Below are 10,746 nucleotides of genomic sequence, written 5' to 3'. Positions count from 1 at the left end.
AGCGATACCTTACTGATCCGCACAGGGAGAGAAGAATGAATAACCGCCTGACCGGTTTGGCGTTGGCCAGTTTATTGTTGGTAGGTTGCGCCAGTTCTAAACCGGCCGACAATACGGAGCCTGCTCAGCGCAGCGATCCGTTGGAAGGCTTCAACCGCACGATGTTTAACTTCAACTACAACGTGCTGGATCCGTATGTGCTGCGCCCGGTGGCGGTCGCCTGGCGTGATTATGTGCCGGTACCGGCACGTAGCGGCCTGAGCAATGTGCTCGGTAACCTGGAAGAACCTGCCAGCATGGTCAACGCCATTTTGGTTGGGGAACCGCGCCAGGCGGGCATCCACTTCACCCGCTTCTTCCTTAACACTGTTTTAGGGCTGGGTGGCTTCATTGACGTGGCAGGTAAAGCCAATCCGGAACTGGCACGTGAAGTGCCACACCGCTTTGGTAGCACGCTCGGTCGTTATGGCGTGGGTTACGGCCCGTATGTTGAATTACCTGCGTACGGCAGTTTTACCATTCGTGAAGATGGTGGTGACTTCGTCGATACGCTCTATCCGGTGCTGAGCTGGCTGAGCTGGCCGATTTCGGTGGGTAAATGGACGCTGGAAGGTATTGAAACGCGCGCGCAATTGTTGGATTCCGATGCCATCCTGCGCCAGCAACAAGATCCTTACGCCTTTATTCGTAATGCCTACTTCCAGCGGCATGACTTTATCGCCAACGGCGGTAAGCTGAAGCCGGAAGATAATCCGAACGCCAGCGCGATTCAGGATGATCTTAAGGACATCGATTCTCAATAATCGATTCTTAATAAAAAACGGCGACATGATAGTCGCCGTTTTTTTCATATCTATTTAGACATCAGAACTTGTAGTTAAAGTTCGCGCCGTAGAGCCATGCCTTACCTTCAGAGTTAAAGGTATAGGGGCCCTCTTTGACGGTAACTTTCTGTCCGTGCATGTAAGAAACACCCACGTCTACCGAGGCATCTTCATTAAATGCGTAAGATGCACCGGCGCTCAGCCATAGACGATCCTGATCCGGGATGGAGATGGAACGCTTATCGGCAGGAACCGGGCTGTCATCGAAGGCGATACCGGTACGGAAGGTCCAGTTGTCGTCATAGAAGTAAGAGGTACCCAATGCGATACGATAGGCATCGTGGAACCCTTCATCTTTATAGAACAACGTCTGACCGTTGCTGCCGGTGGCTTTCAGCTCCTGGAATTGGCTCCAGCTGGTGTACGCCAGGCTGTAGTGAACCGCCCACTGCGGTGCGACTTTGTGGTAGCCGGAGACTTCCCACATCTCTGGCAGATTCAGCGTCAGAGAGCCTGGGATGGTTGAGCCGCCAGTGCCGTAAGGCAGGCCGAGCAGCTGCGCCTGCGGCAGAGAGTTTACGTAGGTTGGCAGGCTGCTTTTGTAATCACCATCAAAGTCGATTTTAACTTCTGAGCGATAGGTAAAGCCGAAGCGGTTGTCTTTATCCACTTCATACAGAATGCCGGCATTCCAGCCGTAGCCCCATTCATCACCCTTTAAATGGGCAATTTGGGTATTGGCGGGAATGCCCAGCGCGGCACCTGATTCACCGGCATAACGCTCAATTTTGGCTTTTGCATACACCGCATCAAATCCAATACCGAAGCTGAAGTGTTCATTCAGTCGATAAGCGGTGCTGATATTAAAATTGCCGGTCATCAGGTCGGTTTTACCGCCGTAACCGCCCGCGGTATAGCCATCATTAAATTCGGTTGCCAGACCATAATTGGAAGTGGCCGAAGCGCCAATCCACCACTGATCGTTAATTGGCTGAACATAGTGGATATTGGGAATCCACTGGTTTGGGGCAATATTTTTTGAATCAAGGCTGCGACCAGATGGGCTCTGACCGGTGATGTCTACTTCGGGATCAATATAAACCGCGCCGATGGAAAAAGAGGGGCGATCCATTAATGCCATGGTTGCCGGGTTACGGCTGGCAGAGGCGGCGGTATCACCCATCGCACCTTCACCCGAATAAGCACGACCTAAACCAATTGCTGAAAATTCATTAAGCTGAAAGCCTGCGGCGTAAACATGGGAACAGACGAGCGTTACTGCAGCTGCCACAGCTGACTTTGCAAACAGGTTTTTATGGTTCATGACCACAACCTCATCTAGATTTATTATTTAACGTTGTTACGTCGCGTAACAAAGAGCGGCGAATTGTAGGGACTGATGGCAAAACCACATATCAGACCAGTGCGACGAGTATAGGTCTGACCTGTGTATTTGTTGCAATAATGTTTTTTAGATATTTCTAATTTGATCGATAAAATCAGATCTGCTTAACAAAATCTTAGCGGTTCGCCTTCAACATAGCTTTCAATTTTGTTATGGATCAATTTTTAGTGTGATATTCGTCACTTAGCGGCGTGATCGTGGATGTGAAAACGCAGCAGGCGTACACTTTGCGACAGAAAATGATCCGATTGTGTTGAATTTATCGTCAGGAGAGAACCATGACTGATGCCATTAATAAATGTAGTGCGAATGAAACGGCCGCCTGCTGCTGCGTAGATGTCGGTACCGTGATGGATAACACCGATTGCACCGCAAGCTGGTCTGGCGTATTTGCCGATCGCCATGCGGCGGATGCGATGCTCGCGTACCTGACTGAACGCGCGCGTCAGGTAGAATCCGATCCCTGTGACATTCACGCTGAATTTGCTGAAGAGGGCGACGCGGTGCGCCTGACCATCGACTTCACCTTTGCCTGCCAGGCCGAAACCCTGATTTTCCAGCTCGGCTTACGCTAATTCCACCGCTGCCGGAACCCCGTTCGGCAGCGTTAACTCTTTTTCGTGTATTCCCTCGCACTTTTTTCCTCTGGTTATTGGCTACTTAGCAACACCTGGTTAACACTGATGATCAGGTCAGACCTGTTTGGCAATGATGCCTTGGTCGAAAATTACAGGTGATTGCAATGAGCAAAGCGCAGCCGCTGCTGACGCGTCAGGGTGAACGTATCGCCATAACCCATGGATTGCGCACGCCTTTTGTCCGCCAGGCGACAGATTTTCACGGTATTCCCGCGCTTGAGTTAGGGCGCATGGTGGTGAGTGAACTGATGGCGCGCAGTGAATTGCCGGTGGAGGTGATCGATCAATTGGTGTTTGGCCAGGTGGTGCAGATGCCGGAAGCGCCTAATATCGCGCGTGAAATTGTCCTGAGCAGCGGATTAAGCGTACACACCGATGCTTATAGCGTCAGTCGTGCCTGCGCCACCAGCTTCCAGGCGGTGGCAAACGTGGCGGAGAGCCTGATGGCAGGCACCATTGATGCCGCGATTGCCGGTGGCGCGGACTCTTCTTCAGTGTTACCGATTGGCGTCAGCAAAACTCTGGCGCGTGCCCTGGTCGATCTTAATAAAGCGCGCAGCTTTAGCCAGAAACTCAGTATTCTTCGTCGTTTACGTCCGCGCGATTTGTTGCCGGTGCCACCGGCGGTGGCGGAGTACTCCACCGGGCTGCGTATGGGCGATACCGCCGAGCAGATGGCGAAAAGCCACGGCATCACGCGCCAACAGCAGGACGCGTTAGCGCTGCGTTCGCACCAGCATGCGGCGCGCGCCTGGCAATCCGGTGTGCTGGCGCAGGAGGTGATGCCCGCTTTTGTGCCACCGTGGAAAGCCCCTATCGAGCAGGACAACAATATTCGTTTCAACGCTAGCGCTGCAGATTACGCCAAACTACGCCCGGCGTTTGATCGTCGCCACGGGTCGGTTACGGCTGCTAACAGCACGCCGCTGACCGATGGCGCGGCGGCGGTGATTCTGATGCGTGAAGGCCGAGCGCGCGAGCTTGGCATCAAACCGCTGGGCTATCTGCGCAGCTACGCTTTCACCGCCATTGATGTCTGGCAGGATATGCTGCTTGGTCCGGCGTATGCCTCACCGCTGGCGCTGGATCGTGCCGGTATCACGCTAAATGATCTGACGCTGATTGATATGCACGAAGCCTTTGCTGCGCAGACGCTGGCGAACCTGAAGATGTTCCGCGATGAACGTTTTGCGCGCGAGGTGTTGAATCGCTCCCATGCGTTAGGCGAAGTGAATGAAGAGCGTTTTAATGTGCTCGGCGGATCAATTGCTTATGGCCATCCCTTTGCCGCGACCGGCGCGCGCATGATCACACAAACGCTGCATGAACTGCAGCGGCGCGGCGGTGGTTTAGGGTTAGTCACCGCCTGTGCGGCGGGGGGCTTAGGCTCGGCAATGGTTCTGGAGGCTGAATAATGAGTGAATCTGCTTTTCATTTACAGATGCGTCTTGACCACGTCGGTGTGATTACCATCGATGTGCCGGGCGAGAAGATGAACACGCTGAAGGCCGAGTTTGTGCCACAGATTAAAGCGGTGCTGGATGAAGCACGCAGCCATAAGGATTTGGCGGGATTGGTGTTGATCTCCGGCAAGCGCGATAACTTTGTTGCCGGTGCGGATATCAGCATGATTGCCAGCTGCAAAACGGCGGAAGAAGCCGAAGCGCTGGCGAGGCAGGGCCAGGATGTGATGGCGATGATTGCCGCGTTGCCGTTTCCGGTGGTGGCGGCGATTCACGGTGCCTGCCTTGGCGGCGGCCTGGAACTGGCGTTAGCCTGCGATGCGCGCATCTGTTCACTGGATGACAAAACGCGTCTCGGTTTGCCGGAAGTACAGCTCGGTTTACTGCCAGGTTCCGGCGGCACGCAGCGTTTGCCACGGCTGATTGGCGTGCAGCAGGCGCTGCCGTTAATCCTTACGGGCAAACAGTTGCGGGCTAAACAGGCACTCAAGCTCGGCATTGTTGACGATGCGGTGCCGCAATCGATTCTGCTGGATACAGCGATTGCACGCGTACATAAAGGAAAAGGCGCACGCCGGGAGCTATCGCGCCGTGATCGCCTGCTGCAGGGACCGATTGCGCGTCAGGTGCTGTTTTCCCTAGCCCAGCGTCAAACCCACAGCAAAACCCAGGGTAACTATCCGGCAGCCGAGCGCATTCTGCAGGTGGTGCGCATCGGTCTGGAGCAGGGCAGCGCCGCCGGGCATGAAGCAGAAGCACGCGCCTTTGGCCAGTTGGCGATGACACCTGAATCGGCGGCGCTGCGCAGCCTGTTTTTCGCCTCAACCGCTTTAAAGAAAGAGGCGATGGCGAGTGTCGAACCGCAAACGCTAAAACAGATTGGCGTACTGGGCGGCGGGTTGATGGGCGGCGGCATTGCCAGCGTTACGGCGTTGAAAGCCGGGTTACCGGTGCGCATTAAAGACATCAATCTCAGCGGCGTGAATCATGCTCTTGAGTACAGCTGGGATCTGCTGAGTAAAAAGGTGAAACGGCGCCAGCTGAAAGCAGCCGAACGTCAGCAGCACATGGCGCGCATTAGCGGCGGTATTGATTACCAGGGTTTTAGTCAGCGCGATTTGGTGATTGAAGCGGTGTTTGAGGATTTAGCGCTTAAGCAGCAGATGGTTAGCGAAATTGAAAGTCATTGCCAGCCGCATACGATTTTTGCCTCCAACACCTCGTCATTACCGATTGGCGATATCGCTGCCAATGCGCAGCGTCCCGAAAATGTTATCGGCCTGCATTACTTTAGTCCGGTAGACAAAATGCCGCTGGTTGAGGTGATTCCGCATGCCAACACCTCGGCACAAACGCTGGCGAATACGGTGCAGCTGGCACGGCAGCAGGGAAAAACTGCGGTGGTTGTAGCCGATCGTCCTGGCTTTTACGTCAACCGCATCCTTACGCCGTATATAAATGAAGCACTGCACTGTTTGCAGGAAGGTGAGCCGATCGAGCATATCGACCGTGCGCTGGTCAAATTCGGTTTCCCGGTCGGGCCGCTGCAGCTGCTGGATGAAGTGGGAATTGATGTCGGCAGTAAAATCAGCCCGATTCTCGAGCAGGCTTATGGCGCACGTTTTAGCGCACCCGCCGCTGCGAACGCGATTCTCGCTGACGGCAGGAAAGGGCGCAAAAACCACAAAGGTTTCTATCTCTATCAACGCTCGCGCTGGCCGGGTAAACGCAAAGCGGATGCGTCCATCTACAGCTTGTTGAACACCAAGCCGCAGGCGAGGCAGAGCGAAACACAAATTGCCGAACGCTGCGTCATGATGCTGCTAAATGAGGCGGCACGTTGCCTGGATGAAGCGGTGATCCGCAACGCGCGTGACGGGGATATCGCTGCCGTGTTTGGCATCGGTTTCCCGCCATTTCTCGGTGGGCCGTTCCGCTATATGGATCAGCGCGGAGTTGGCGATATCGTTAAAGCATTAAGGTCATTAATGCAGCAATACGGCGAACGTTTTACGCCTTGTGAGGCGCTGATTGCATTGTCAGAAGAACAAACGAATTTTTACACTTCTGCACAATCATGAATAGGCGCACAGATTCAGCGGGTTAGTATGGTGGACGCGCAGCGGCTTGTGCGGCACCATTCTGAGATATGCTTATTTAATAAACAACCGGTTGACTATACTGAAGCCATTGGGGTAAAACACACCGTTCATTCGCAGAATGAAGCGTCTGGTGCTGTGGTACCGGGCGATATCGACAAACAACAGCGGTGCTTTATGCAAGTTTTTATCATGCGTCATGGCGACGCAGCTCTGGAAGCAGCGAGTGATTCAGTTCGTCCTCTCACCCTCTGTGGCTGTGACGAATCGCGTCAAATGGCGAGCTGGCTCAACGGCAAAACGCCAGAAATCGATCGGGTTTTAGTCAGTCCCTATTTGCGTGCCGAGCAAACGCTCGCAACGGTACGTGAAACGCTGAAGTTGCCGGAAGGGCAGGATGTGTTACCGGAACTGACGCCGGGTGGCGATCCAGGCATGGTGGCCTGTTATCTGCAGGCGCTGGCGCAGAAAGGCGTTAAGTCAGCATTGGTGATTTCGCATCTGCCGCTGGTGGGTTATCTGGTGTCTGAACTTTGCCCGCAGGAAGCGCCGCCAATGTTCGCCACCTCAGCGATAGCCTGCGTAAACTTTGATGCAGATGCCTGCGAAGGTAAGCTGGAGTGGCAGGTCAGCCCGTCAAAATTGGCTAAAGCAATTTAATCTCTCTGTGGGCCGCAAATGCGGCCCTATCCTGATATACCGCAGCCTTTACGGCAGTTCTGGCGGTTGCCACTCTTCCACTTCTATCAGCACCAGCAGCGCCGCGTCGCCGCCGAACATTTTCGGTGCCTGATGAAATGCCATCACGTGCGGATGCTGCGCCAGCCATAGCGGCGTTTGCTGCTTGAGAATGTGTTTGCCGTGCCCGGTCATCACGCTGGCGCAGAACAGATGCTCACGGCGACAGGCGGCGATCAACGCGCCGAGTTCCTGTTTAGCCTGCATTTGCGTTAAGCCATGTAAATCGAGAAAAATTTCCGGCGTGTAATCGCCGCGACGCAATTTCTTCTGCTCGTAATGGCTGACGTCAGCACGCACATAACGCACCGGTCCTTCGCTGGATAACAGCGGCTGAAACTCGTCAGAGAAGTAATGGCTATTATCTGCTTGTTCTGAAATCAGACGTTTCAACGGCCGTTCGCGCGTTTTCACCACCGGTTTATGTACGATAGTGTCCTGTTTCAATTTGCGGGTTCCACTCATCAACTGGCGGAACATCTCCTGGTCGTCCTGGCTTAGCGGCGTTTTCTTACTCATGGCTCGGTTATGGGTTCAGAAAAGGCTGGTTAACAGCCGGTGGCATACCTTAACCGTTAGCGTTAACAAATGTCAGCTTTTTCACCTCGCCGCGCTGAATTCTGCCCGGCTTCGTGGCACACTATCGGCCGATTGATTTTATGGCCTGCGGAGGGCTACGTGGACAAGATATTCGTCGATGAGGCAGTGAATGAACTGCACACCATTCAGGACATGCTGCGCTGGGCTGTCAGCCGTTTTTCGGCGGCTGGCATTTGGTACGGTCACGGCACGGATAATCCCTGGGACGAAGCAGTCCAACTGGTTCTGCCGACGCTGTGGCTGCCGCTGGATATTCCAGAAGATATGCGCAACGCGCGCCTGACCGCTAGCGAGCGGCATCGCATTGTCGAGCGCGTAATTCGCCGCGTTAACGAGCGCATTCCGGTGGCTTATCTCACCAATAAAGCCTGGTTCTGTGGCCACGAATTTTACGTTGATGAGCGCGTATTAGTGCCGCGTTCACCGATTGGTGAGCTGATTGAGAACCGTTTTGCCGGTTTGATCAGTGATTCGCCTAATCACATCCTTGATATGTGTACCGGCAGCGGCTGCATCGCCATTGCCTGTGCTTATGCTTTCCCGGAAGCGGAAGTGGATGCAGTGGATATCTCCACCGATGCGCTGGCCGTCGCCGAGCAGAACATTGAAGAGCATGGCTTGCTGAACCACGTCACGCCGATTCGTGCCGATCTGTTCCGCAACTTGCCGCCGGTAAAATACGATCTGATCGTCACCAATCCACCTTACGTGGATGCGGAAGATATGGACGATCTGCCGAACGAATACCGCCACGAGCCGGAGCTTGGCCTGGCTGCGGGTAGCGACGGCCTGAAACTGGTGCGTCGTATTCTGGCCTGTGCGCCAGAATACCTCACCGAGCAGGGCGTGCTGATTTGCGAAGTCGGCAACAGCATGGTGCACATGATCGATCAATATCCAGATGTGCCGTTTACCTGGCTGGAGTTCGATAACGGCGGTGACGGCGTGTTTATGCTGACGCGTGAGCAAATTGTCGCAGCACAGCATCACTTCTCATTCTTTAAAGACTAAATACGCGGGCGAGTGCTCGCCCGCAACATCGCAACAAGGAACCAGCATGGCCGGAAACAGCATCGGACAAGTTTTTCGCGTAACCACTTTTGGCGAGTCGCATGGTATTGCGCTGGGCTGCATCGTTGATGGCGTGCCACCCGGCATTCCGCTCACCGAAGCCGATATTCAGCACGATCTCGATCGCCGTCGTCCTGGCACCTCGCGCTACACCACCCAGCGCCGCGAGCCGGATCAGGTGAAAATTTTGTCCGGCGTGTTTGAGGGCGTCACCACCGGCACCTCGATCGGCCTGCTGATTGAAAACACCGATCAGCGTTCGCAGGATTACGGCACCATCAAAGATCTGTTCCGTCCGGGTCATGCCGATTACACCTACGAGCAGAAATATGGCCTGCGCGACTATCGCGGCGGCGGACGCTCTTCCGCACGTGAAACCGCGATGCGCGTAGCGGCAGGTGCAATTGCCAAGAAGTATCTGCAGATGAAGCACGGTATTGTGGTGCGCGGCTATCTGGCACAGATTGGCGACGTGGCCTGCGAGTTGAAAGACTGGAGCATCGTGGAAGAGAACCCGTTCTTCTGCCCGGATGCGTCCAAGCTGGAGGCGCTGGATGAACTGATGCGCGGCCTGAAAAAAGAGGGCGATTCCATTGGCGCCAAAGTCACCGTGCTGGCCGAAAACGTGCCGCCGGGCTTAGGCGAGCCGGTGTTTGATCGTCTGGATGCGGATCTGGCGCATGCGCTGATGAGCATCAACGCGGTGAAAGGCGTGGAGATCGGCGACGGTTTCGCGGTGATCAACCAGCGTGGCAGCCAGCATCGCGATGAAATTCGTGCGAACGGTTTCCAGAGCAACCACGCGGGCGGCATTTTAGGCGGCATCAGCAGCGGCCAAACCATCAGTGCCAATCTGGCGATGAAGCCAACGTCGAGCATTACCGTGCCAGGCAACACCATCACACGTGACGGCGAAGAAGTGGAGATGATCACTAAAGGTCGTCACGATCCTTGCGTCGGCATCCGTGCGGTACCGATTGCCGAAGCGATGATGGCGATCGTGTTGATGGATCACCTGCTGCGCCAGCGCGCGCAAAACGGTGACGTCAACAGCAGCGTTCCGCGCTGGTAAGCCCGATGATGCGTCGTCTGCTCATCACCTGTGCCGCGCTGTTGTGCAGTGCGGCCGCCGTTGCCGCGACGCCGTGGCAGCAAATCCATCAGCCGATTGCCGGCACTCCCCAGTCGATTGGCGGTTTTGCCAACGGCTGTATTGTGGGTGCGCAACAGCTGCCGCTTAACTCAGCAAATTATCAGGTGATGCGCCAGGATCAGCGCCGCTATTTCGGTCATCCCGATCTCATCGCCTTTATCCAGCGCCTCAGTACCCAGGTTCATCAGCTGCAGCTGGGACAAGTGCTGATTGGTGATATGGGTATGGCAGCAGGTGGACGTTTCAGCAGCGGCCATGCCAGCCATCAAACCGGTCTCGACGTTGATATCTGGCTGCAGCTACCGAAAACCCGCTGGACGGCGCAGCAATTGCTGAAGCCGCAGCCGCTCGATCTGGTCTCTGCGGATGATAAGCAGGTCATTGCGCGTCACTGGCAACCCCAAATTGATAGCCTGATTAAACTGGCGGCGAAAGATGAGGAAGTCACGCGTATCTTCGTCAACCCGGCGATTAAACGGCAGCTGTGTGCCGATGCGGGTAGCGATCGCGCGTGGTTAAATAAAGTGCGTCCGTGGTTTGCCCATCGCGCGCATATGCACGTGCGTCTGCGCTGTCCGGCCGGCAGTCTGGAGTGCGAGGATCAAGCCGCACAGCCGCCAGGCGATGGCTGTGGTGCCGAGCTGGATAGCTGGTTCCTGCCGAAAAAGCCCGGCAGCACGCCGCCGGTGAAAAAGACGCCGCCGCCATTGCCGCCGTCATGTCAGGCTCTTCTTGATAAGCATCTTTTGTAGGTA

General features: G+C 55.1%; 10 protein-coding genes. 8 read left to right on the top strand and 2 right to left on the bottom strand.

Annotated elements, in window-relative coordinates; translation table 11 throughout:
• Positions 1-35 precede the first annotated feature (35 nt).
• Positions 36-803, top strand: coding sequence for a phospholipid-binding lipoprotein MlaA (mlaA, locus tag WH298_RS03435; protein WP_007889197.1), 768 nt, complete (start codon positions 36-38; stop codon positions 801-803).
• A 61-nt stretch (positions 804-864) separates the two neighbouring features.
• On the opposite strand, the gene fadL is transcribed toward mlaA, so the two are convergent.
• Complete coding sequence (gene fadL / locus WH298_RS03430) at positions 865-2,148, bottom strand: long-chain fatty acid transporter FadL (RefSeq protein ID WP_007889200.1); 1,284 nt, start codon at positions 2,146-2,148, stop codon at positions 865-867.
• Between the two features lie 359 nt (positions 2,149-2,507).
• Here fadL and WH298_RS03425 point away from each other — a divergent pair, with 359 nt between their 5' ends.
• The 4 genes from WH298_RS03425 (at position 2,508) to sixA (ending at position 7,089) form a co-directional block, all read left to right on the top strand.
• The gene (locus WH298_RS03425; protein ID WP_180822225.1) at positions 2,508-2,804 is read left to right on the top strand and encodes a YfcZ/YiiS family protein; all 297 of its coding nucleotides are present in this window, start codon (positions 2,508-2,510) and stop codon (positions 2,802-2,804) included.
• Between the two features lie 167 nt (positions 2,805-2,971).
• On the top strand, positions 2,972-4,282 hold the full coding sequence (gene fadI / locus WH298_RS03420; protein WP_180822224.1) for an acetyl-CoA C-acyltransferase FadI: 1,311 nt from the start codon (positions 2,972-2,974) through the stop codon (positions 4,280-4,282).
• Positions 4,282-6,411: a fatty acid oxidation complex subunit alpha FadJ gene (gene fadJ, locus WH298_RS03415; RefSeq protein ID WP_180822223.1), complete on the top strand. Its 2,130-nt coding sequence runs from the start codon at positions 4,282-4,284 to the stop codon at positions 6,409-6,411. The genes fadI and fadJ overlap by 1 nt, the downstream gene beginning before the upstream one ends.
• Positions 6,412-6,606: 195 nt before the next feature.
• Positions 6,607-7,089 (top strand): phosphohistidine phosphatase SixA, encoded by a 483-nt coding sequence (gene sixA / locus WH298_RS03410; RefSeq protein ID WP_036620918.1) that lies wholly within the window; start codon positions 6,607-6,609, stop codon positions 7,087-7,089.
• 48 nt (positions 7,090-7,137) lie between these two features.
• Here sixA and smrB read toward each other — a convergent pair whose 3' ends face one another.
• A complete protein-coding gene (gene smrB / locus WH298_RS03405) occupies positions 7,138-7,686 on the bottom strand; it encodes an endonuclease SmrB (protein WP_036620857.1) in 549 nt (182 codons plus the stop codon).
• A 159-nt stretch (positions 7,687-7,845) separates the two neighbouring features.
• Here smrB and prmB point away from each other — a divergent pair, with 159 nt between their 5' ends.
• Genes prmB through mepA form a run of 3 tightly spaced genes read left to right on the top strand, consistent with a single transcriptional unit; the run spans position 7,846 to position 10,743 of the window.
• Positions 7,846-8,778, top strand: a complete 933-nt coding sequence (gene prmB, locus WH298_RS03400) for a 50S ribosomal protein L3 N(5)-glutamine methyltransferase (protein ID WP_049852913.1) — start codon at positions 7,846-7,848, stop codon at positions 8,776-8,778.
• A gap of 46 nt (positions 8,779-8,824) precedes the next feature.
• Positions 8,825-9,910, top strand: a complete 1,086-nt coding sequence (gene aroC / locus WH298_RS03395; protein WP_007889217.1) for a chorismate synthase — start codon at positions 8,825-8,827, stop codon at positions 9,908-9,910.
• A gap of 8 nt (positions 9,911-9,918) precedes the next feature.
• A complete protein-coding gene (mepA, locus tag WH298_RS03390; RefSeq protein WP_180823682.1) occupies positions 9,919-10,743 on the top strand; it encodes a penicillin-insensitive murein endopeptidase in 825 nt (274 codons plus the stop codon).
• The last annotated feature ends 3 nt before the right edge of the window (positions 10,744-10,746 follow it).

It is taken from the genome of Pantoea nemavictus, from assembly GCF_037479095.1.
GTDB classification, from domain to species: Bacteria; Pseudomonadota; Gammaproteobacteria; order Enterobacterales; family Enterobacteriaceae; genus Pantoea; species Pantoea nemavictus.
This window is presented reverse-complemented; position numbering and strand designations above follow the sequence as displayed.

Bases quoted from the DNA above. Each gene is read 5' to 3' on its own strand.
- mlaA (WP_007889197.1), top strand. From the start codon at position 36: ATGAATAACCGCCTGACCGGTTTGGCGTTGGCCAGTTTATTGTTGGTA.
- fadL (WP_007889200.1), bottom strand. From the start codon at position 2,148: ATGAACCATAAAAACCTGTTTGCAAAGTCAGCTGTGGCAGCTGCAGTA.
- WH298_RS03425 (WP_180822225.1), top strand. From the start codon at position 2,508: ATGACTGATGCCATTAATAAATGTAGTGCGAATGAAACGGCCGCCTGC.
- fadI (WP_180822224.1), top strand. From the start codon at position 2,972: ATGAGCAAAGCGCAGCCGCTGCTGACGCGTCAGGGTGAACGTATCGCC.
- fadJ (WP_180822223.1), top strand. From the start codon at position 4,282: ATGAGTGAATCTGCTTTTCATTTACAGATGCGTCTTGACCACGTCGGT.
- sixA (WP_036620918.1), top strand. From the start codon at position 6,607: ATGCAAGTTTTTATCATGCGTCATGGCGACGCAGCTCTGGAAGCAGCG.
- smrB (WP_036620857.1), bottom strand. From the start codon at position 7,686: ATGAGTAAGAAAACGCCGCTAAGCCAGGACGACCAGGAGATGTTCCGC.
- aroC (WP_007889217.1), top strand. From the start codon at position 8,825: ATGGCCGGAAACAGCATCGGACAAGTTTTTCGCGTAACCACTTTTGGC.
- mepA (WP_180823682.1), top strand. From the start codon at position 9,919: ATGCGTCGTCTGCTCATCACCTGTGCCGCGCTGTTGTGCAGTGCGGCC.